Annotated in this window: 16 protein-coding genes and 4 tRNA genes; 13 read left to right on the forward strand and 7 right to left on the reverse strand. The window is 58.1% G+C overall.

Going from position 1 to position 22,099, the window contains the following annotated elements; genetic code table 11:
• Window positions 1–67: 67 nt before the first annotated feature.
• Window positions 68–262 (reverse strand): DUF6316 family protein, encoded by a 195-nt coding sequence (locus tag ACYZT9_RS08650; RefSeq protein ID WP_462009416.1) that lies wholly within the window; start codon window positions 260–262, stop codon window positions 68–70.
• Window positions 263–463: 201 nt separating this feature from the next.
• Here ACYZT9_RS08650 and ACYZT9_RS08655 point away from each other — a divergent pair, with 201 nt between their 5' ends.
• Window positions 464–1,423, forward strand: a complete 960-nt coding sequence (locus ACYZT9_RS08655; RefSeq protein ID WP_462009417.1) for a DMT family transporter — start codon at window positions 464–466, stop codon at window positions 1,421–1,423.
• A gap of 125 nt (window positions 1,424–1,548) precedes the next feature.
• Here ACYZT9_RS08655 and ACYZT9_RS08660 read toward each other — a convergent pair whose 3' ends face one another.
• Window positions 1,549–2,943 (reverse strand): class II fumarate hydratase, encoded by a 1,395-nt coding sequence (locus ACYZT9_RS08660; protein WP_462009418.1) that lies wholly within the window; start codon window positions 2,941–2,943, stop codon window positions 1,549–1,551.
• A gap of 192 nt (window positions 2,944–3,135) precedes the next feature.
• On the opposite strand from ACYZT9_RS08660, the gene ACYZT9_RS08665 reads away from it, so the two are divergent.
• From ACYZT9_RS08665 to ACYZT9_RS08685, 5 genes are all read left to right on the forward strand, one after another.
• Window positions 3,136–3,657: a DUF2059 domain-containing protein gene (locus ACYZT9_RS08665; RefSeq protein WP_462009419.1), complete on the forward strand. Its 522-nt coding sequence runs from the start codon at window positions 3,136–3,138 to the stop codon at window positions 3,655–3,657.
• 12 nt (window positions 3,658–3,669) lie between these two features.
• On the forward strand, window positions 3,670–3,969 hold the full coding sequence (locus tag ACYZT9_RS08670; RefSeq protein ID WP_462009420.1) for a BolA family protein: 300 nt from the start codon (window positions 3,670–3,672) through the stop codon (window positions 3,967–3,969).
• Between the two features lie 229 nt (window positions 3,970–4,198).
• On the forward strand, window positions 4,199–5,140 hold the full coding sequence (gene trhO / locus ACYZT9_RS08675; RefSeq protein WP_462009421.1) for an oxygen-dependent tRNA uridine(34) hydroxylase TrhO: 942 nt from the start codon (window positions 4,199–4,201) through the stop codon (window positions 5,138–5,140).
• 39 nt (window positions 5,141–5,179) lie between these two features.
• Entirely contained in the window at window positions 5,180–5,782 is a 603-nt protein-coding gene (locus ACYZT9_RS08680) for a DsbA family protein (RefSeq protein ID WP_462010177.1), read from the forward strand.
• Window positions 5,775–7,592: an ABC transporter ATP-binding protein gene (locus ACYZT9_RS08685; RefSeq protein WP_462010178.1), complete on the forward strand. Its 1,818-nt coding sequence runs from the start codon at window positions 5,775–5,777 to the stop codon at window positions 7,590–7,592. The genes ACYZT9_RS08680 and ACYZT9_RS08685 overlap by 8 nt, the downstream gene beginning before the upstream one ends.
• A gap of 13 nt (window positions 7,593–7,605) precedes the next feature.
• On the opposite strand, the gene ACYZT9_RS08690 is transcribed toward ACYZT9_RS08685, so the two are convergent.
• On the reverse strand, window positions 7,606–11,958 hold the full coding sequence (locus ACYZT9_RS08690; RefSeq protein ID WP_462009422.1) for a hypothetical protein: 4,353 nt from the start codon (window positions 11,956–11,958) through the stop codon (window positions 7,606–7,608).
• Window positions 11,959–12,146: 188 nt separating this feature from the next.
• On the opposite strand from ACYZT9_RS08690, the gene ACYZT9_RS08695 reads away from it, so the two are divergent.
• Complete coding sequence (locus tag ACYZT9_RS08695) at window positions 12,147–14,606, forward strand: EAL domain-containing protein (protein WP_462009423.1); 2,460 nt, start codon at window positions 12,147–12,149, stop codon at window positions 14,604–14,606.
• A 78-nt stretch (window positions 14,607–14,684) separates the two neighbouring features.
• Window positions 14,685–15,446: a TenA family transcriptional regulator gene (locus tag ACYZT9_RS08700; protein ID WP_462009424.1), complete on the forward strand. Its 762-nt coding sequence runs from the start codon at window positions 14,685–14,687 to the stop codon at window positions 15,444–15,446.
• A gap of 79 nt (window positions 15,447–15,525) precedes the next feature.
• On the opposite strand, the gene sugE is transcribed toward ACYZT9_RS08700, so the two are convergent.
• A complete protein-coding gene (sugE, locus tag ACYZT9_RS08705; RefSeq protein WP_462009425.1) occupies window positions 15,526–15,840 on the reverse strand; it encodes a quaternary ammonium compound efflux SMR transporter SugE in 315 nt (104 codons plus the stop codon).
• 269 nt (window positions 15,841–16,109) lie between these two features.
• On the reverse strand, window positions 16,110–17,030 hold the full coding sequence (rdgC, locus tag ACYZT9_RS08710; RefSeq protein WP_462009426.1) for a recombination-associated protein RdgC: 921 nt from the start codon (window positions 17,028–17,030) through the stop codon (window positions 16,110–16,112).
• Between the two features lie 160 nt (window positions 17,031–17,190).
• On the opposite strand from rdgC, the gene ACYZT9_RS08715 reads away from it, so the two are divergent.
• The 4 genes from ACYZT9_RS08715 to ACYZT9_RS08730 all read left to right on the forward strand — a co-directional run bounded on the left by ACYZT9_RS08715 (window position 17,191) and on the right by ACYZT9_RS08730 (window position 17,722).
• A tRNA-Val gene (locus tag ACYZT9_RS08715) sits at window positions 17,191–17,266 on the forward strand.
• Window positions 17,267–17,285: 19 nt separating this feature from the next.
• Window positions 17,286–17,362, forward strand: a tRNA-Asp gene (locus tag ACYZT9_RS08720).
• Between the two features lie 188 nt (window positions 17,363–17,550).
• Window positions 17,551–17,626 (forward strand) — tRNA-Val (locus ACYZT9_RS08725).
• A 19-nt stretch (window positions 17,627–17,645) separates the two neighbouring features.
• Window positions 17,646–17,722: transfer RNA gene (locus ACYZT9_RS08730), tRNA-Asp, on the forward strand.
• A 207-nt stretch (window positions 17,723–17,929) separates the two neighbouring features.
• Here ACYZT9_RS08730 and ACYZT9_RS08735 read toward each other — a convergent pair.
• Together ACYZT9_RS08735 and ACYZT9_RS08740 are read right to left on the reverse strand one after the other, a co-directional pair.
• Window positions 17,930–19,066, reverse strand: coding sequence for a catalase family protein (locus ACYZT9_RS08735; RefSeq protein WP_462010179.1), 1,137 nt, complete (start codon window positions 19,064–19,066; stop codon window positions 17,930–17,932).
• 29 nt (window positions 19,067–19,095) lie between these two features.
• On the reverse strand, window positions 19,096–20,904 hold the full coding sequence (locus ACYZT9_RS08740) for a di-heme-cytochrome C peroxidase (RefSeq protein WP_462009427.1): 1,809 nt from the start codon (window positions 20,902–20,904) through the stop codon (window positions 19,096–19,098).
• 269 nt (window positions 20,905–21,173) lie between these two features.
• On the opposite strand from ACYZT9_RS08740, the gene ACYZT9_RS08745 reads away from it, so the two are divergent.
• The gene (locus ACYZT9_RS08745; RefSeq protein ID WP_462009428.1) at window positions 21,174–21,890 is read left to right on the forward strand and encodes an FKBP-type peptidyl-prolyl cis-trans isomerase; all 717 of its coding nucleotides are present in this window, start codon (window positions 21,174–21,176) and stop codon (window positions 21,888–21,890) included.
• Window positions 21,891–22,099 lie beyond the last annotated feature (209 nt).

Below are 22,099 nucleotides of genomic sequence, written 5' to 3' on the forward strand. Positions count from 1 at the left end.
CGTCGTTTTTAGATAGCTTTCGCGAGCAAGTGAATCGTCCCACCGCTCGCGAAGGCAGCGCCTCGGTCTAACGCCTGGCGCTCAAAGCCTGCATCCGCGCGATATACGCCTCAATCTCCCGCGCCGCCACTTCGGGGTTTTGAAACGGTCCCTCCAGGGTGTTTTCCCGAGTACTGAAATACAACTCGCCATTGACCCGACACAGCCGGGCACAGCGAAAGCGGGTGGCCGGGGCCTTGTCCTGAGCGCGCATGCCGTACATGGTGGTCTCCTGAGGGTTCGTTGACCCAAGGAGCTTATGCATGAACCGCTTACAGCGCCTGCCCAACCGATCGACGGCATATCGCCAATTTATTGCTGCGACCCGCACAGTTTCATTTGCGTCCGCTCGCCAACTGTCCCTGTGTGCCGATCGGCGCTGCGCCTAGAATGACGGCTCTTGTTATCTGGCTTAGGGGTACGCATGCACATTTCATCCGGTCGCTGGGTATACGGTCTGTTCCTGGCCTTGTTGACCGCGTTGTTGTGGGGAATCCTGCCGATCAAACTCAAGCAAGTGCTGCTGGTGATGGACCCGGTCACGGTGACCTGGTTTCGGCTGATGGTGTCCGGTGGCTGCCTGTTCATTTACCTGGCGGCAACCAGACGCCTGCCGAGTCGCAAAGTACTCGGTCCGCGCGGTGGCTGGCTGGTGCTGATGGCGGTGCTCGGTCTGGTGGGCAACTACGTGTTGTATTTGATGGGCTTGAACCTGCTCAGCCCCGGCACTGCGCAACTGGTGGTGCAGATGGGCCCGATCATGTTGCTGATCGCCAGTCTGTTTGTGTTCAAGGAACGCTTCAGCGTGGGGCAGGGGATTGGCCTGCTGGTGCTGTTGATTGGTTTCGGACTGTTTTTCAATCAGCGCCTGGCCGAGTTGCTTACCTCGCTGACCGATTACACCGCGGGCGTGCTGCTGGTGTTGTTGGCGTCCACGGTCTGGACCTTTTACGCCTTGGGGCAGAAGCAATTGCTGACGGTGTGGAATTCGTTGCAGGTGATGATGGTGATCTATCTGTTTTGCGGACTTTTACTGACGCCGTGGGTACATCCGCTGGAAGCGCTGCAACTGACGCCACTGCAAGGCTGGCTGTTGCTGGCGTGCTGCATGAACACGCTGATTGCGTATGGCGCGTTTGCCGAAGCGCTGGCGCATTGGGAAGCCTCGCGGGTGAGTGCGACGCTGGCGATCACGCCGTTGGTGACGTTTGCGGCGGTGGCCGTGGCGGCCTGGTTGTGGCCGGAGTATGTGCAGGCCGAGACAATCAATGGCCTGGGTTATGGCGGGGCGGTGTTGGTGGTACTGGGGTCGGCGCTGGTGGCGTTGGGGCCGTCGTTGATTTCGGGGCTCAAGGCACGCCGGGTTCGGATGGCGGCCAGTTAGACCGCGTTATCGTTCTTCGCGAGCAAGCTCCCGCTCCCACATTCGACCGTATTTTCCTTGAGGGAACGCGGTCGAATGTGGGAGCGTGCTTGCTCGCGGAGACTGACTGTCAGGCGCTACAAATCTCAGCCCTTGGCCCCGGCCTCGATCATATTCTCCGGCCGCACCCACGCATCAAATTGTTCATCTGTCAGATACCCCAGCTGCAACGCCGCCTCCCGCAACGTCAGCCCTTCGGCATAGGCCTTCTTGGCAATCTCCGCCGATTTGTCGTAACCGATATGTGGGTTCAGCGCCGTCACCAGCATCAACCCGCGTTCCAGATGTTCAGCCATTTTCTCGGCATCCGGCTCCAGGCCGGCGATGCAGTGCTGCTGGAAGTTGCTGCAGCCATCGCCCAGCAAGCGGATCGATTGGAGCAGATTATGGATGATCACCGGTTTGAACACGTTCAGTTGCAGGTGCCCCTGACTGGCGGCGAAACCGATGGCAACGTCGTTACCCAGCACCTGACACGCCAGCATCGACAGCGCTTCGCACTGGGTCGGGTTGACCTTGCCGGGCATGATCGAGCTGCCGGGTTCGTTGGCCGGCAGTTTCACTTCGGCAAAACCGGCACGCGGCCCGGAGCCCAGCAGGCGCAGGTCGTTGGCGATTTTCATCAGGGTCACAGCCAGGGTTTTCAGTGCGCCGGACAATGTTGTCAGCGGCTCATGGCCCGCCAGCGCGGCGAACTTGTTGGGTGCAGTGACAAACGGCAAGCCGGAAAGCGCGGCCAGCTCCGAGGCAATGGCTTCGCCAAAACCGTGCGGTGAATTCAGCCCGGTGCCGACGGCGGTACCGCCCTGGGCCAGTTCACACACGGCGGGCAGGGCGCTGCGGATCGCCCGTTCGGCGTAGTCCAGTTGTGCGATGAACGCCGAGAGTTCCTGGCCGAAGGTGATCGGCGTGGCGTCCATCATGTGGGTGCGACCGGTCTTGACCAGTTTCATGTGCCGCGCGGACAGCTCCGCCAACCCGCCCGACAGTTCGTTGATCGCCGGCAGCAAATGTTGTTGCACCGCCTGCGCGGCGGCGATGTGCATCGCGGTGGGGAAGCAGTCATTGGAGCTCTGCGAGCGATTGACGTGATCGTTGGGATGCACCGGCGACTTGCCGCCGCGCGGATTGCCGGCCAGTTCGTTGGCACGCCCGGCGATCACTTCGTTGACGTTCATGTTGCTCTGGGTGCCGCTGCCGGTCTGCCAGACCACCAGTGGGAACTGGTCGTCATGGCTGCCGTCCAGCACTTCGTCGGCGGCCTGTTCGATCAGTCGGGCGATGTCGGCGGGCAGGTCGCCGTTACGGTCATTGACCCGCGCCGCGGCCTTCTTGATCAGTGCCAGCGCATGCAGCACCGCCAGCGGCATGCGCTCGTTGCCGATGGCGAAGTTAATCAGCGAGCGTTGCGTCTGAGCGCCCCAGTAGGCCTCATCCGGCACTTCCACCTGGCCAAGGCTGTCGGTTTCGATACGGCTCATCATGCACACTCCTGTCAGTCTGATAGCGCAGTTTAGGCCTTGATCGCCCGTGGTGGTTCCATCAGTCTGGAATTTGACCGTTCACCCCCTCTAAATCAGGCCCGAAAAGGCTTGGGGTTGAGTGACACACTTTTTTAGGCGCAGAATGGACGCCCTTGGGGTTTTACCTCGCCTGCTAGAAAAGGAAACTCGATGACTCGTCTTCGTGCCATCTGTACCGCGGTTGCACTGGTTTGCGCCAGCGGCCCTGTTTTTGCCGATACCGCCAGCCACAACGCCAGTGCCGAAGCTTTCCTGACCCTGGCGCACGCTGACAAATTGGGCACTCCGGTGTACATGCAAGTGCAGCAAATGTTCGCTCAGCGCTTTGAACAGACCAAAGCCCCTGAATCGAAAAAGGCCCTGCTGGAAACCTATCAGGCCAAAGCCAACGCCGCTCTGGACCAAGCCATTGGCTGGAACAAGCTGAAGCCGGACATGGTCAAGCTCTACACCACTAACTTCAGCGAATCCGAGCTCAAGGATCTGGTGGCGTTCTACCAGTCGCCACTGGGTAAGAAAGTCCTGGAAAAAATGCCGCAGCTGACTCAGCAATCGGCCCAGATGACCCAAGCCAAGCTGGAAAGCGCGGTGCCTGTGGTCAACAAACTGCTGGCTGACATGACCGCCGAGCTGGAGCCTAAAGCCGCCGCTCCTGCCAAGAAAAAGCCTTAAGCGGAGTCGGGTATGACCATGCAACAACGCATTGAATCGACGCTGGGCCTGCTTCAGCCCGAGCACCTGCAAGTGCTGGATGAAAGCCATATGCACAGTCGTGGGTTGCAAACCCATTACAAGGCCGTGGTGGTCAGTCAGCAGTTCGAAGGGCTCAATCGCGTCAAGCGTCACCAGAAAGTCTACGGCACGCTCGGCGAGCTGATGGGCGAGTTCCATGCGTTGGCGCTGCATACCTACACGCCGGAAGAATGGGCCCGGATCGACGCGGCTCCGGCCTCGCCGACCTGTGCTGGCGGCAGCAAGCATTAGGTTGAAGGGCTGTTGTGGTGAGGGGATTTATCCCCGTTCGGCTGCGCAGCAGTCGCAAGATTCAGGGCTGCTTCGCAGCCCAACGGGGATAAATCCCCTCACCACAGAGAATCATGACAGTCCTAAAATCACGCCGTTTTTGCTAGAATCCGCAACGCGCCGCTCACCCGGCGCGTTTTTTTTGAATCCGGTTCACCCTTTACGAGGGTAGCCACCTGGAGAATTACCCATGACACAACAGATTGTCGTGGCGGCACTGTATAAGTTCGTCACCCTGGAAAACTACGTCGACCTGCGCGAGCCGCTGTTACAGGCGATGGTCGACAACGGCATCAAAGGCACGCTGCTGATCGCCGAAGAAGGCATCAACGGCACCGTCTCCGGCAGCCGCGAAGGCATCGACGGGCTGATGGCCTGGCTCAAGAACGACCCGCGCATGGACGACATCGACCACAAAGAGTCGTACTGCGATGAGCAGCCGTTCTACCGCACCAAAGTCAAACTCAAGAAAGAAATCGTCACCCTCGGCGTTGAAGGCGTGGACCCGAACAAAAAGGTCGGCACCTACGTTGATCCAGAGAACTGGAACGCGCTGATCAGCGATCCGCAAGTGCTGTTGATCGACACCCGCAACGACTACGAAGTCTCGATCGGCACCTTCGAAGGCGCCATCGATCCGAAGACCACCAGTTTTCGCGAATTCCCCGATTACATCAAAGCCAACTTCGACCCGGCCGTGCACAAGAAAGTCGCGATGTTCTGCACCGGCGGCATTCGTTGCGAAAAGGCCTCGAGCTACATGCTCAGCCAGGGTTTCGACGAGGTCTATCATCTCAAGGGCGGCATTCTGAAGTACCTCGAAGAGGTGCCGCAGGAAGAAACCAAGTGGCAGGGCGACTGCTTCGTGTTCGACAACCGCGTGACCGTGCGCCATGACCTCAGCGAAGGCGACTACGATCAGTGTCACGCCTGTCGTACACCGGTGAGCGTCGAAGACCGCGCGTCCGAGCACTATGTGGCCGGCATCAGTTGCCCGCATTGCTGGGATAAGCTGAGCGAGAAGACGCGTCGCAGTGCCATCGATCGGCAGAAGCAGATCGAACTGGCCAAGGCACGCAACATGCCTCACCCGATTGGCTACAACTACAAGCAAACTTCTTCCGAGGCTTGAACCATGTCTGCTCGCCGCCTGCTCTACGTGATGGACCCGATGTGTTCCTGGTGCTGGGGTTTTGCGCCGGTGGCCAATGCGCTGGTCGAACAGGCGCAGGCGGCGGGTGTGGACGTGCATCTGGTGGTGGGCGGCTTGCGCACCGGCAGTGGTTCGGCGCTGGAGCCAACCACCCGGCGCTACATTCTTGAACATTGGCAGGCGGTCACCGAGGCCACTGGCCAGCCGTTCCAGCTCGAAGGCGCATTGCCCGACGGCTTTGTCTACGACACCGAGCCCGCCTGTCGGGCGTTGGTGACGGCGCGCAGCCTGGCACCGGATTGCGCGTGGAAACTGCTCGGTCTGATTCAGCATGCATTTTACGCAGAAGGTCGCGATGTCACCCATGCCAGTGTGCTGGTGGAACTGGCGGAGCAGGCTGGCCTGCCGCGCATCGAGTTCGCGGCCGCGTTCGACCGAGCCGATATGCACACCGCAACTGCTGCCGATTTCACCTGGGTCCAGGATCTGGGTATCGCCGGTTTCCCGACCTTGCTGGCCGAGCGTGATGGTCAATTGGCGTTGTTGACCAATGGCTATCAACCTCTCAGCGTCCTGTCACCGCTGCTCGGCCGCTGGCTGGAGCGCGCTGCCTGTGCATGACCTGCCCGACGACGCCACAACCGCTACACGTGTCGACCGTCTGAGCTGGGCGGAAATCCGTCGCCTGGCCTTGCAACACAAGAAAGCCCTGTGGATCGCCAACGGCGTAGCCGTGCTGGCGACATTGTGCAGCGTGCCGATCCCCTTGCTTTTGCCGTTGCTGGTGGACGAAGTGCTGCTGGGCCATGGCGACTCCGCGCTGAAGGTCATGAATCACGCGTTGCCGGAAGGCTGGCAGAAAGCGGCGGGCTACATCGGCCTGATGCTGTTAGTGACCTTGTTGCTGCGCTGCGGCGCCTTGCTGTTCAACGTGGTCCAGGCCAAGTTGTTTGCGGCATTGGCCAAAGACATCGTGTACCGCATTCGCACACGACTGATCGAGCGGCTCAAGCGCATCTCGCTCGGCGAATACGAAAGCCTCGGCAGCGGTACGGTGACCACGCACCTGGTCACGGACCTGGACACGCTGGACAAGTTCGTCGGCGAAACCCTCAGCCGTTTCCTCGTGGCCATGCTGACGCTGGTTGGCACCGCGAGCATTCTGGTGTGGATGCACTGGAAGCTGGCGCTGCTGATCATGCTCTTCAACCCGCTGGTGATCTATGCCACGGTGCTGCTGGGCAAGCGGGTCAAACACCTGAAGAAACTCGAGAACGACAGCACCTCGCGCTTCACTCAAGCGTTGACCGAAACCCTCGATGCCATTCAGGAAGTGCGCGCCGGTAACCGTCAGGGCTTTTTCCTCGGGCGCCTCGGTCAGCGCGCGAAAGAGGTACGTGATTACGCCGTGACGTCGCAGTGGAAAACTGACGCCTCGAACCGTGCCAGCGGTTTGCTGTTCCAGTTTGGCATCGATATTTTCCGCGCCGCCGCCATGCTCACGGTGTTGTTCTCCGACTTGTCCATCGGCCAGATGCTCGCGGTGTTCAGCTACCTGTGGTTCATGATCGGTCCGGTGGAACAACTGCTTAACCTGCAATACGCCTTTTACGCCGCCGGTGGCGCGCTGTCCCGGATCAACGAGTTGTTGGCCAGGGCCGATGAGCCGGAATATCCGGGCGGCATCGACCCGTTCAGCGGGCGCGAAACCGTCGGCATCGAAGTCCAGGGCTTGAGTTTCGGTTACGGCGACGAGTTGGTGCTGAACCAGATGAACCTGTCGATCGCCCCGGGTGAAAAAGTCGCGATCGTCGGCGCCAGTGGTGGTGGGAAGAGCACGCTGGTGCAGTTACTGCTGGGCTTGTATACGCCGCTTGCCGGGACGATCCGCTTTGGCGGTTCGACCCAGCAGGAGATCGGTCTGGAAACCGTGCGTGAAAACGTCGCCGTGGTTCTGCAACACCCGGCGCTGTTCAACGACACCGTCCGCGCCAACTTGACCATGGGCCGCGAGCGCAGTGACGAGGCGTGTTGGCAAGCGCTGGAAATCGCGCAACTGCACGCCACGATTCGCGAATTGCCCAACGGACTGGACAGCATCGTCGGGCGTTCCGGCGTGCGTTTGTCTGGTGGACAACGTCAACGCCTGGCAATTGCGCGAATGGTGCTGGCTGAACCCAAAGTGGTGATTCTCGACGAAGCCACCTCGGCGCTGGATGCCGCCACCGAATACAACCTGCACCAGGCACTGGCGCGGTTCCTGAGCCACCGCACCACGCTGATCATTGCCCACCGCTTGTCAGCCGTGAAGCAGGCCGACCGGGTGCTAGTGTTCGATGGCGGGCAAATTGCCGAGGATGGCGACCACCAGCAACTGATTGCCGATGGCGGTTTGTACGCCAAGCTTTATGGGCATTTGCAGCAGCACTAGAACGGGCGGCTGTTCAGTCCCAAATGACTTTCAATGCATCCTTGCCGCCGGTATGCGCAAACTGCTGCATCAGCACCGAGCAGGATTCACAAGGTGCCATGGTGGTGGCGACAGTTACCGGGCTGCGGGTGGCATCGTCCGGGTACCTGGCCCGAATGGTTCTGATCAGCTTGCTTTCACTGTCCAGCGACACGGGATGCCGCGTCAGTTCCGGGGTGTACGTCGAAATGTCTTTGATCGTGGGCGGGATTGCATAGAACTGCCCCTCGGCAGTTGCATCAAGTGAGGTAGCCGGGAAGCGTTCATGGTGATCGACATTGATGTAGGTGGTTTCTCCTACCTTCACCTCTTTCGTACGGTGCTTTTCAAAAAGAGGTAAATAACCGGTATCACCGCCTCGGCCGGAGACACTGACATACACCTCTGCTTTTCCATCAGGAAGCTTGATTTCGGCATAGGCAATGTTTCGAGGGCGATCCATCCTTTTGCCTTCTTTCCTGACGATGGCTTGAAGTTCTCTCATCGTATTGGAAATCTGCAGGACGCTCTCCTGCTCCGCTTTGATCACCTTTTTTTCGAACAGCACATTGAAGATTTCCGCCGTTCTTTTGCGCAGCGGCTCCGGCGCTTCTTTGCTGCGCGTCCAGGCTTTTGTCGAGGCGGGGAACTCACTGACGATCATGCGAGTTCGATGATCAAATAGGATGGCTTCCCCGGGAGAGGTGGATACCTTGATCCTGGACAGTGTTTCAGAGGGGACCGGAAAGCCCCCGAGGGGGACGGCGATTTCATCCATGGTGCGAATGGCTTGCTTGACCTTATCCACGCCATAGATGGCTGCGGTGTTGTTGGCATGCAGGGAACCGGTAAACACCGTAAAGAGTTCCTTGTACAAAGGATCGCTGTCCAGTTGCGGGTTGGGGATGCGTTGTAAACGGTGCGACCTGGCAAGGCTTTGCCCTTTGCTGATTTCGGCGAAGTAGTAGTCGGTCGCGTTGAGCTGAGTGAAGATGTACTCCTTTTTTGCATCGATTTTTGATTCGATGATCAGTGAACTGACTTGGCGCATATCGTCGTCGAGGCCTTCGTATATACCCTTGACCCTGACTCGCCCATAGATGCCTTTCCTGAAATCGACGGTTGCATCCACGCGTGCCTTGGGGACCAGCTTCCTGGGAAGTCCCAGCTCGGGTCGCTTGCCCGTGAACAGCTTCAGGCGCTCATCGGTACCCGAATACAGTTGGCCGTCCAGCGCCAGGACGGGCGTTGTCCGTTTCTGGGTGACCGGCGCGGGGGTATAAATACGGTCGCCGAACCAAGGGCAGAAATCTTCGGCCGGGTCATGGCTGCCGAGCTCGGGGGTGGGCGCCAACTCGCGGTGAACGTAGCTGTTGAGGCAGATCTCGTCCGGTGCGCGGCGGACGCGGCAAGGGCGAATATTGAGGGTGTCGCCCGCATCGATGACATCCACTCGGCGCAATGCGCCTTGATCAAGCCGGTAAGGAACGTTATCGATGAGTAACGTGGTGCGTCCGTCTACTTCCGGAATCTGCTGTAGCCGGGCATTTTGCGGAATATCAAAGACCCTGCTGCTTTCGGCTTCTCCAAGGGGGAGAAATTCGGACCTGCCAAGTGATACCTCACCCGCGTCCGCGGACAGCTTGGGGCCATACGGTCTGGATGATGCGGGGTCTATCAAATAATAGTGCGGGGAGGTTTCAGGACCTGCGCGACGAAGGGCGATATCTTCGATGCCGTTGACGGATCCCAGTTGATCATCGGCTACCAGCGGTTTCCATCGACCGGGGTCGCTCGCTTGAGGCAAACCCTGGACGAAATTGTATTCACCCGTTCTTCCCGCCAATCGTTTGAGTTTCAAAAAGCCAAACCGGCCAAGCCTGAACACCCCGGCACCGACCGCGCCGATCAGTGAAGGAATGCCGTCAATCGGGTTGAGATTGTTCAGGTTCGAGACAAGCAGTTTTTTGGTGAGCGTCGCAAAAGAAGGCAGGGTAGCCCGTACGCTCAATCGGCCGGAGGTGGTTGCCAATCGCAGCGACCCCGAGACGAACTTTCCGATGGGAAACACAAAGGTGGCGACGTCGACAAAAATACCGGCAAAACCATCTCTGATCCGCACCAGATCACCTGACGTCAGGTCTTCGAAGCTGCCCCAGAACGGAACGATCAATTTGGTGATTTCGAGGGTTTTATCCTTGATCTTCTGTTCTTTATCAAATTGCGTTTCGCCGTAGGCAGCTGCTCGATACAGCTTTTCATCGACATAAAAAAGATTCTGGACGATGAAGAAGGTGATGTCGTTGATGCGTTTTGATTTCAGCGTGCAAGGGTACGAGGTGAAGTGTTTATCCAGTGGCGGCGCCGCGAATCGCTCGCCCAGGGGGTCGATGATGGCTTTGCAGGTTGCATTGTCCTTGGGTCGGCCGCCACCGGTATGAGCCTCCCAATCAAATGGCAATGCCCGGTTGACCAGGTAATGAACGGGCACGTTGCCCCAATACTCTTCTTTTCTGATGCCTCCAATCAAAGACGGATCGAAGTCAGGTCGGCGTCGAATGATCCCGGCTCGCGGGATCAGTTCGTAGTAGGACTTCTTTCCTTCATGGGTGGCCTCAAGAACGAAACCTTTGCGCGCTCTGAGTGGCAGCGTGGTGGCGGCGGTCTCGCGTTCCTCGGTCACGGCCGACTGTTTCCTGAGGGTCAGCAATCGCACTGCACCGTACTCCAGCGCCAGGCGATCAGCCCACGGCAACGAGGCGAGTTGGAACATGATCAGTTTCTGGTAGGCGCTGCGCTGAAAGTCCAGGTGAATCTTGAACGCCGTCTCAAACATCGGCCTGACATCAGGCAGCACTGGCGTGTCGGGGAGAAAGTTGCTTTCGATCATCCGGTCGGCGTTGAGCTTTATCCAGCGATCGGAAACCAGTTTTTCACCGCGCAGGGTCAGAAACCATTTTTTGCCGTTGTAGATCTTTCCAGAGGCATAGACATCGACGAACGAGTAGGTTTCAGGCGTCTGCCTCCCTACAGGGCCCCCATGCCGTATGGGGTTGACCGTGTATTGACTGGCTTCCTCCACCAATTTGAACCCATCATCTTTGAACATTTCCTCGCCGAAGATTTTTTTCAGCTTGATCCTGGCCAGGTTCAAGCGTTCAGGCTGTGGCGCATCAAGATAATTGATCGCATCGGTCAGGCGTTGAGTCTGCGTAGCCAGCTCGGTGCTGGCGACCAGGATTGTCTGCTCGGTATGACGAGTTTCAGCCTGGCCAATGATCCCGTTCGTCATGGCCCAATCGTGTGTGGGAGCAATGCGCGTCAGAGTAATCAGGTCTGAATACACCAATGGCGCGTCAGCCGCCCTTTTGATTGGAAACTCCACAAGCTGCTGGAAGGTCAACCGTGACAGTAATGCGGGGTTGACCGCGTGAGCGAGGTTTACGCCGTGAATGAAGTTAACCCATACGATTGAGCTGCGATAAGGCAGTTCACCGGGTATGTCGCGAACACGAAACTCTTTCGGTAACCGGGGTTGAAGCAAGCGTGAGAGCAGGATCGCCTCGCTCGTCGTGTTCGCGTTTCCCGAATCGACCAAATAGGATTCAAAGTCACTGCGCAACGTTTGATAGCTCTTGCCCCAGTTGGACGGCTGATCGAGCCGAAAACGCGCGACAGTATCGTCAGGTTGATCGCCGGTCAGGCTGTGCCAGCGCCGGATGGCGCCGGCGACGAGTCTGGCCTCGACGTAAGGATCGTTCACTTCGTCAGGTCGCGTGCCGTACCAGTCCAGCAATTTGAGCAGTTTCTGCGCCAGGGCTCGCGCTTTGGCGCCGGTAAGCATGCGCTCCAGATACACAGCGGGGTTGGCGCGTAGCTGATCGACAGTGACGTTGGTCAGCACTTCCTTGCCCAGGCTTTCAATGACCGATGTCTCGCCATCGTCCAGAACGAGGCTGACAGCGTCGAGTATCGGCTTGTGATCGCGCCCGCGAATGAGCTCGTCGATATCCATGCCGTTCTCAAGGCCGAGCAAGTGGCTGGCGCGCATTTCTTCCAGCGCCGGAATCAATGCGTCAGCGTCTTGCGACGGCTTCGTCTGCAGCCCATGGAAACTCAGGATCTGGACCAGCCCAACCGGGCTGTCAGAGCGAGCCTTGTCGCCCATTTTCAATGCCGCATCATGGGCCCTGGAAAAGAGGGAATGAGCTGGGGGTTTCAGAAAAATGCCGGTCAGCGGAGTGTCTTTTGATCGGGCATCGCGCAAGGCGGTGATGAGCGCGTCATATTCCGCCAGTTGTCCGCGTTGTTTTTCTGAGGCTGAAGGTGGCGTCGGTGGGGTCTGCATTGTCAGGAACCTGCTTTCAAGAATGTTTTCGCAGTTTCCGGGTCTCAGACGGTATGAAGGCGGTACATATGTATTTGAATTTTTAACGTCCAATGCCGGTCAACTTGCCGGGATGAAAAATGCCCCCTAGGCTAGCTTTAGCGATTTCGTCCGGAAGACGATCAAGCAGTGCTCAAACAAGGGACCTCATGAATCAAGCGCGGACTCTCGGAACGCCACGGTTGTTAGGCATCGTCTGGCCATTTATCGCCGTCGTGGTGTTTCAGGCCCTGCTGGGCGGCGTCAGCCTTTACATGCTGTCGGCGGTTCGTGGTTATGTAGCCGGTGAAAGCCTCTGGTCCAAGGGCCAGAAAGACGCCATCTATTACCTCAATCTTTACGCCGATAGCGGCGACGAAGGGATCTTCAGTAAATACCAGAACGCCATCGCCGTTCCCCAGGGCGGCCACGAATTGCGTGTGGCGTTGGATCACCAGCCGCCGAATATCAAAGCGGCACGAGCGGGGATCCTCAAGGGTGGTAACCACCCGGATGATGTTTCCAGCCTGATTTGGCTGTATCTGAATTTCCGTCACTTCTCTTACCTCGAAAAAGCCATCGACCTCTGGACCGTGGGTGACGCGTATCTGGTCAAGCTCGATGATGTCGCGCGGGACATGCGCCAGCACTTCACCACCAGCCCGGCCACCAGCGCGGACATCCAGCGCTGGAAGGAGCAGATTTTCGCAATCAACGTTGAAGTGACTCCGGCGGCGAAAGCCTTCAGCGATGCGCTGGGTGAGGGGTCGCGGGTCATACTTCGTCTGCTGCTGGTGACCAACCTCGCAACCGCTCTGGGCCTGATTGCGTTGGCCCTGGTGCGCACCCACAAGCTGCTCAAACAACGCCATGCGATTGCCGAAGCCCTGCAGTTGGAGAAGGACAGGGCGCAGATCACCCTGCAATCGATTGGCGACGGGGTGATCACCACCAACGTGGACGGCGCGATTGCCTACATGAACCCGGCTGCCGAGGCGCTGACGCATTGGAAAGCCGAGCAGGCGACGGGGTTACCGCTGGCAGCGCTATTCAATCTGCTGGACGAAAACGCTCAGGCCGATGGCTTTACGCTGATCGAGCGCATCCTGAGCGGCCAGCTCACTGGCGGCAGCGAACATTCCAAACTGATTCAGCGCATGGATGGCAGCACTGTGTCGGTCACGCTGGTCGGCGCGCCAATCCGCAACGCTGGCAAGGTCAGCGGCACCGTGCTGGTCCTGCACGACATGACTCAGGAGCGGCAATACATCGCCAATCTGTCGTGGCAAGCGACCCATGACGCCTTGACCGGTCTCGCCAACCGACGCGAATTCGAATATCGCCTGGAACAGGTGCTGCACAACCTGACCCGGCAGGCGGGGCGGCATGCGCTGATGTTCCTCGATCTGGATCAGTTCAAACTGGTCAACGATACCTGCGGCCATGCGGCGGGAGACGAGTTGCTGCGGCATATCTGCGCGCTGTTGCAATCGGGCTTGCGCGAAAGCGATACCCTGGCCCGGCTGGGCGGTGACGAATTTGGCATCCTGCTGGAGAACTGTTCGCCGGAAGCCGCCGAGAAAATCGCCGAGAGCTTGCGCCAGACCGTGCAGAACCTGCACTTCGTCTGGAAAGGCCGGCCGTTCGTGACCACTGTGAGCATCGGGCTGGTGCATATCAATCAGCACCCGACCACCCTCGAAACATCGCTACGCGCCGCCGATATGGCCTGTTACATGGCCAAGGAAAAGGGCCGAAACCGGGTTCAGGTCTATCACGCCGACGATTCTGAGCTGTCCCTGCGCTTCGGTGAGATGGCTTGGGTGCAGCGCTTGCACATGGCGCTCGAGGAAAACCGTTTTTGCCTGTACGCCCAGGAAATCGCGGCCCTTGGTCATGTAGAGAAGGGCGGCGGGCATATCGAAATTCTGCTGCGGCTGCATGACGAAGCCGGGCGCATGATTCTGCCTGACAGTTTTATTCCGGCCGCGGAACGATACGGCCTCATGACGTCCCTTGATCGCTGGGTCGTGCAAAACGTGTTCAAGATCATTGCCCAGTGCATGGCCGAAAAACGTAAAGGGCCACTCGCGATGTGTGCGATTAATCTGTCAGGCACAACTATCGGAGATGAGGCGTTCCTGGACTTCCTGCGTCAACAGTTCATTACTTACGCCATACCGCCTGAAATGATTTGTTTTGAAATCACCGAGACTAGCGCAATTTCCAATTTGGGCAGTGCAATCAGATTTATTAATGAGCTCAAAGGGTTAGGTTGCCACTTTTCGCTGGACGACTTTTGTGCCGGAATGTCCTCGTTCGCGTACTTGAAACATTTGCCTGTAGACTTCCTGAAGATCGACGGGAGTTTCGTAAAGGATATGCTGGACGACCCGATTAACCGCGCCATGGTCGAGGTGATCAATCACATCGGTCATGTCATGGGTAAGCGTACGATTGCCGAGTTTGTTGAAACACCCCAGATTGAGCAGGCATTGCTGGAAATCGGGGTGGATTACGCTCAGGGGTATGTGATTGAGCGCCCGCATCTGTTTACCTGCGATAGTCTGCAAAGTCGTCCTGCCAGGCCACGACCCTTGTTATTCAAGGCGCCTGGCACGTTCCGTTGAAATCTCCTGCTGATCCTTACAATCACAATCAAAAGGAACACGACAGTGATCGATACTTTCAATAGAACCGGACCCCTCATGGAAGCTGCAAGTTATCCCGCCTGGGCTCAACAGCTCATCAAGGATTGCAGCGAGAGTAAACGCCGGGTTGTCGAACACGAACTGTACAAGCGCATGCGAGATAACAAGCTTAGCGCCAGGACTATGCGTCACTACCTGATTGGTGGCTGGCCAGTGGTTGAACAGTTCGCGTTATATATGGCACAGAACCTCACTAAAACACGTTTTGCCCGCCATTCGGGCGAGGACATGGCGCGTCGCTGGTTGATGCGCAACATCCGGGTGGAATTGAACCACGCCGATTACTGGGTGCACTGGAGCCGCGCTCATGGTGTGAGCCTGGAGGATCTGCAGGCGCAACAGGTTGCCCCTGAACTTCATGCCTTGAGTCACTGGTGCTGGCACACCAGTTCGGGGGATTCGCTGATCGTTGCCATTGCCGCCACCAACTATGCCATCGAAGGCGCGACAGGTGAGTGGTCGGCGCTGGTCTGTTCAAGTGGTGTCTACGCGGCAGCGTTTCCCGAGGAAGATCGCAAGCGGGCCATGAAGTGGCTGAAGATGCACGCCCAGTACGACGACGCCCATCCGTGGGAAGCGCTGGAAATCATCTGTACGCTGGCAGGAATGAACCCGAGCAAGTCCTTGCAGGCAGAGTTGCGTCAGGCGGTGTGCAAAAGCTACGACTACATGTTCCTGTTCCTGGAGCGCTGCATCCAGCTTGAACATGTGGAGAAGGTTCCGGTCGTGCGTGAGCGCATGGCGCTGGCTGAAAGTTGATCCGTTTTAATTGCCAGTAAAAGAACCCGCTTCCCCGTTAACACCGAGGAAGCGGGCTTTTTCGTATGAGTGCCAAGGGCTAAGTGCTGACTTTCAGTCCAATCAGACCGGCAATGATCAACGCCACGCTGGCGAGCCTGAACAGCGCCATGGATTCACCAAACAGAATGATCCCGGCGATAACCGTGCCGACCGCGCCCACGCCTGTCCAGATCGCATAGGCGGTGCCCAGCGGTAATTCCTTCATGGCAAGGCCGAGCAGGCCAAGGCTGATCGCCATGGCGGCAACGGTCAGTGCAGTGGGAAGAGGGCGGCTGAAACCATCGGTGTATTTCAGGCCGACAGCCCAGCCTACTTCAAACAGGCCGGCGAACAACAGAATGATCCAGGACATGAGAGACCTCCATCGATTGACGGGGTCGTCCCCAGATTAATGATTCGATCGAGTCGCGAGGTCGTCCTCGCGTTGCGCAGTATAGTGCCCATCATTAAACCGGGGATCAAGTTCGCTGCTTATTTAGCACTCGGTACCTCCGCTAGTGGACCACACAGCAAATGTCGGAGCGGGCTTGCTCGCGAATGCGGATTTTCAGTCAACATATTTGTTGAATGTGAAACCGCATTCGCGAGCAAGCCCGCTCCCACACTAGAAATCACCAGCCTTTAGATTCCCTGCGGCATTTCTTCGCCGCCCAGGGCTTCGACCAGCGCCGGCAGGAAGTCACCGAAGGTCAGCATCATCAGGGTGAAGCTGGCATCCAGTTGGCCGAGGGCTTCTTCACCACCGTCCTGTTCCGCCTGATCCTGCAGCAGGTCCTCGAACTTCAGGCGCTTGACCACCATCTTGTCGTCGAGGACGAAAGACAGCTTGTCCTGCCACGCCAGCGACAGCTGAGTGACTACTTTGCCAGTGCTCAGGTGCAGCTGGATTTCTTCGCTGGTCAGGTCCTGGCGCTTGCAGCGCACGATGCCGCCGTCTTCGTGGGTGTCGCGCAGTTCGCACTCGTCCAGCACGAAGAAATCGTCCGCGGCTTTCTGGGTGGTGACCCATTCAGTCATGGTAGCGGTCGGAGACATTTTCACGGTCAGCGGTCGCACGGGCAGCGTGCCGATCACTTCACGCAGCGTGGACAGCAGGTCCTCGGCGCGTTTCGGGCTGGCCGAGTTGACCAGAATCAGGCCTTGTTTCGGCGCGATCGCTGCGAACGTAGACGAACGACGGATAAAGGCGCGAGGCAGGAAGGCCTGGATGATTTCATCCTTGATCTGGTCGCGTTCCTTTTTGTAGACCTTGCGCATTTGTTCGGCTTCGATCTCTTCGACCTTTTCCTTCACGGCGTCGCGTACGACGCTGCCCGGCAGGATGCGCTCTTCCTTACGGGCGGAAATCAGCAGGAAATCGCCGCTGACGTGCACCAGTGGTGCATCTTCGCCCTTGCCGAATGGCGCGACGAAACCGTAGGTGGTCAACTCCTGGCTTGCACATGAACGCGCCAGTTTGGTGGCCAGTGCAGTTTCCAACGCCTCGGCATCAAAAGGCAGATCTTGGGTCAGGCGATAGATAAGCAGGTTTTTGAACCACATGGGGCGAGTCTCTCCTTTATACAAAGGGGGGCATTATTCTCTTCGTGGCGCCATAGGCCAACCCTTCTCTAAGCCTTTGGAAGGCCTGAAAAAATTATTTAAGAAAGTGCTTGCCAGCGGTGAGGTCGCTCCGTAGAATGCGCGCCACACCGAAAGTGAAGGGTGATTAGCTCAGCTGGGAGAGCGTCTGCCTTACAAGCAGAATGTCGGCGGTTCGATCCCGTCATCACCCACCATTCGCTTCAAGTGTTACGCGCAGCGGTAGTTCAGTCGGTTAGAATACCGGCCTGTCACGCCGGGGGTCGCGGGTTCGAGTCCCGTCCGCTGCGCCATATTCGGTAACCTGGAACGCTGAACGCCAGGTCACCACGGAAAAGCCCGCTAACGCGGGTTTTTTTCTGCCTGAAGTTCCTGCAGGATGCATCGTTTCACTGGTTTTCAGATTTTATTGAAATATTTATCAATTAAATCAACATGTTAGGAAAATCTGTGGCACAATGCGCCCCGCAACGAAGGTAAAGGGTGATTAGCTCAGCTGGGAGAGCGTCTGCCTTACAAGCAGAATGTCGGCGGTTCGATCCCGTCATCACCCACCACTTACTTTCAACGCTACGCGCAGCGGTAGTTCAGTCGGTTAGAATACCGGCCTGTCACGCCGGGGGTCGCGGGTTCGAGTCCCGTCCGCTGCGCCATATTCGGTAACCTGGAACGCTGAACGCCAGGTCACCACGGAAAGCCCGCTTAGTGCGGGCTTTTTGCTGTCTGGGTTTTGGCTACGCCCATTGGAAAAGCGGCAGATGAAACTGTAGGAGTGAGCTTGCTCGCGAAAAGACCAAGGGCGCCGCTGGGCATCTGATTTTACGCATTATCGTTCACGACCTTCGCGAGCAAGCTCGCTCCTACAGCTCGGCGTTTCGACTGTGCCGGTAGTCGCTGACCGCTTCGTATACGGCTTTGCGCAGCCGGTTGATACCGCCAATCGGGCGATGATCCTCCAGACCGAACCACGGGTTGAATGACAGGTTGTCGCATTGCAGATTCTGCGCCGGGGTGTCGAAGTCCTGAGGCGGCAGGGTGATCCGGGCTACGGTTTCGAACGGCGCATCCTGCTCGCTCCACTCGATGCTGGTGTCTTCGATCGGCATGAACCTGTTCGCATCCTGGCGTTGGATCTGCAATACAAAACACGCCGGCACCCGATCCGTGGACAACTGTTGGGTCAAGGCGTTACGCAGGAAGTTCGGCAGATCCTGGTTCTGCTTGGGCGAGGTGTAAGCCGGGCAGTTATCCAAATCCGGCATCACCCGGAACTTGGCGTTGGCCTCGCCGAATTTATACGGCGATACCGAAAAATAGGTCGTACGTGTCGGGCTTTCCGGCGGCGGGGACAGCGTCGCCAGCGCGATGAACAAATGACGGACCTGCCAGGTGCGCGGATCCCAGCCAGGAAAAAACGCCATGACCTTTTTTCCGTCGGCCTGAGCTGCGACATTCTGACGGTACTCGGCGACATCGCTGACAAAGAAGTTCGGGTGGCTGAACATCACAAAGTCCTGCTCGTGTTGCCCTTGCCGGTCGTCGAGCAGTTGTTTGCCCGGCACATCCAACAGTTTGATCGCCATGCCCCGGGCGTCACGAATGCTGTCGAACTGCGGATATGCGTTGCCGTTGGACAGGCGCATGGTGGCCTGCCAGCGCTTGCCCGGTTCGCTGAAGACACCGCGGCGCAGCTCCTGCGCCAGTTCCGGCAACACCTGCACTTCGGCCTTCACGCAGCCATGGGCTTTGGCATGGGCGTCACGCAGGTAGCGGGTGCTTTCGCGGTGTTGATCGACAATGCGCACGGCGGTCTGAATCACATCCCGGGTCATGGCTGCTTCGCCGTCCGGAATCTGCTCCAGTGCCGAGACCGGGCCTCGGAGCTGCCAGGCATACCAGGCGGTAGTCAACGCCCAGCCAAGCAGGCCGATGCACAGCAGAATCAGCAGGGTTTTACCGAGCAGGCGACCCAGCCACAACCAGAATCGGGCAAGCATCGGCAATTCCTTTTTGAAGGTGGTCATGATCATGGCAGTTGCGCCTCCAGCGGGCCGCCCAGCACTTTTAGGTACTCCAGCAGCGCCCAGCGCTCCTCGGGTTGCAACAGCCGGCCGATCACCCCGTTGCCGCGCTCACCGGCGCGGAATTCATGGCCGCTGTTGTGGTTGCCGGTAATGCGCGTATCGAACAGGAAACCGTTGGTGAAGGCTTCGATTCGATGGCCCAGGTGTTGCGGGTCGTAGTCGAACGTGCCTTTGTAGAAGGTGGTCGCGCGCTCATCCTGGGGTGAGAGCAGTTGATAAATGCTCGGCACCGAACCGTTGTGCAGGAACGGCGCCGTCGCCCACACGCCCGCCAGTGGACGAGCCTTGTAAGCCGCTTTTTCACGAACACCGATCGGCAGGCCGAAGCCGTCAAGTTTTGGCTTTTCTGCTGCTGTGACCCTGGCCTCACGGTAAGCGCGGTTCTCGACGAACGCGGTGACGTAGGCCAGGCCCTTGGCCACTGACAGTTGGCTCAAGTCCAGCGGTTCGTTGGGTGTGGGGTGCAACTTGACGTCCATCTGTGCAAGCTCTGCCGGGTCCCATTGCAGGGCAGTCAGATCGAAACGATGGTTGGCGATGTTGTTCGCTGCTGTCGGATCGGTGCCGATGACGTCGACGGGTAGCATGTGCAAATGTTGGACCCAGCGCTCGCCTTCCTGGGTCGTGCGCGGGACGTGACAACCGGCGCAGTTTTGCGCAAACAGCGCACGCCCCTTGGTTGCCAGCGGTTTGTCGATGGCACCCAGCAGATCTTCCGGCCAGACCGGCGGTTTGAGCCGTTGCAGGGTTTCCTCGATCAGGTGCAGGTCGCGCACCCGGACGCTGGAGGGGTAGCGATTTTCGCCCCTGAGTGGTTGGCCGTTGCTGTCGAAAAAGTTAAGCGTGGCTCCCACGCCCAAGGCTTCACCGATGTTGCGCGCCATCGGTTGCTGTGCCGAGCCGTTCCACTGCACCCAGTCGAAGGTCCACATGTCCCACAGTTGCGGGTAATCGACTGGCGCGTTGGCCACTCGGTAATTGGCAGGTGAAATCGCGTCACCGAAACTGGCATTGGCAATACGCCCAAAGGCATCGGTACGGCCTGGGCCTTCTTCGGTCGGGTAGAGCCCTCGGTGGGTGTCGTTCCAGGCGACTTTCAGGAAGGTGTCGAGAGAGGTCTTGAAGTCTTTACGCAGTTGTTGATGCCGAGCGTCGTAGTCCTGGCCCAGTACACGGCGAGCGAAACGTTCGAATTTCCAAGGGTTGTAGTAAGTCGAAGCGAGACTGGCGACCAGTGCCTGTCCGAAACTTCCGCCGCGCAGTGTAGGAACGCTGGACGGCAAGACATGCTGCGCCGAACCACCATCGATGCGGATCGCCTGCCCGTTGAAGCGCAATTCGCCGGTGTGGCAAGCGGCGCAAGTGATGTCCAGAAACTGATCCGGGCTGCCAGGATTCTGATGACGGGCAAAGCCCACGGGCAGGTTGCCGGGGTTGTTCGGTGTGGCTTTCTGCCCGGGTTCGACCAGAAAACCGAAGCGTGCGAGGTACTCCGGGGCGGCAAATCGTTGTTGCGAAAAAGGCAGTTCGAGCGCGTTGAACCAGTCGTAACGCAAGCCTTTGACTTGAGTGCCCTGAGGCGTGAAGTAGTAGGTTTGGCGGTCAGTCGCGCTCCACTGCTCGAGGTAATGCACCTGCTGCGCAGGCGACCAGGTCGGCAGTTTCGGGTTGGCGACGTAATACAGAATCACGGCCAGGCACATGCTCAGCAACGCAACGATCAGAACCAGCAAGCGATAAAAGAGGCGCAAGATAAACATCCTTGTCGATTTGTCGCTCTCTTATGCCTCAGCTACAGGCGTGCGGCAAGTGGCCATTACGGCAGATGTTGTGGGACGGTTCAGTTGTGTCTGTGAGGCGAAGATGACAGAAGCTTCATTGTTCCATACCGGAAATGCGTTAAAACACCTGAACTTATCAGAAGTTTCCTGCTCTCATGCCGGTAGCCATTGGTCGTGGCCGCCTGATAAGCTCGCGGCTTTACTCGATTGCCCTTTAGGCGCATGAACAAGGAAATAGCATGAAACAGCATCGGTTGGCGGCGGCGGTGGCCCTGGTTAGCCTGGTACTTGCGGGTTGTGACTCGCAGACCAGCGTAGAGCTGAAAACCCCGGCGCAAAAAGCTTCCTACGGGATCGGCCTGAACATGGGCAAGAGCCTGGCTCAGGAAGGCATGGATGATCTGGACTCCAAAGCCGTAGCTCAGGGCATCGAAGATGCCGTCGGCAAGAAAGAACAGAAGCTGAAGGACGAAGAACTGGTCGAAGCCTTCGCCGCACTGCAAAAGCGTGCTGAAGAACGCATGTCCAAAATGAGCGAAGAGTCGGCAGCCGCCGGCAAGAAATTCCTCGAGGACAACGCAAAGAAAGCTGGTGTTACCACCACTGCTTCGGGCCTGCAGTTTGAAGTGGTCAAGAAAGCTGAAGGCGCACAGCCAAAGCCGAATGACGTAGTCACTGTTCACTACACCGGCACCCTGACCAACGGCACCGTTTTCGACAGCTCCGTCGAGCGTGGCAGCCCGATCGATCTGCCGGTCAGCGGTGTGATTCCGGGTTGGGTCGAAGGCCTGCAACTGATGCACGTTGGCGAGAAGTACAAACTGTACATCCCTAGCGAACTGGCTTACGGCGCCCAAAGCCCAAGCCCGGCAATTCCAGCCAACTCGGTGCTGGTATTCGACCTGGAACTGCTGGCGATCAAGGATCCAGCCAAGCAGGACGACGCAGCCAAGTAATCTGCGCCTGTTCTGACAACAACGCCTCGCTTATGCGGGGCGTTGTTGCATCTGGCGTTCAGCGAAGGTAAACAAAACGAACGGATGCTGTACGCTGGAGTCACAGCCATTGAGGGCGCCTGGGCTATCCACGCCTGAGCGCCAAGTCAATGAAATCTTGGGTTTTTTTATGTGAGTAAAAAACGCCCGATCTGAGCAAAAGCCTTATG

The organism is Pseudomonas sp. ZT5P21, assembly GCF_054897785.1.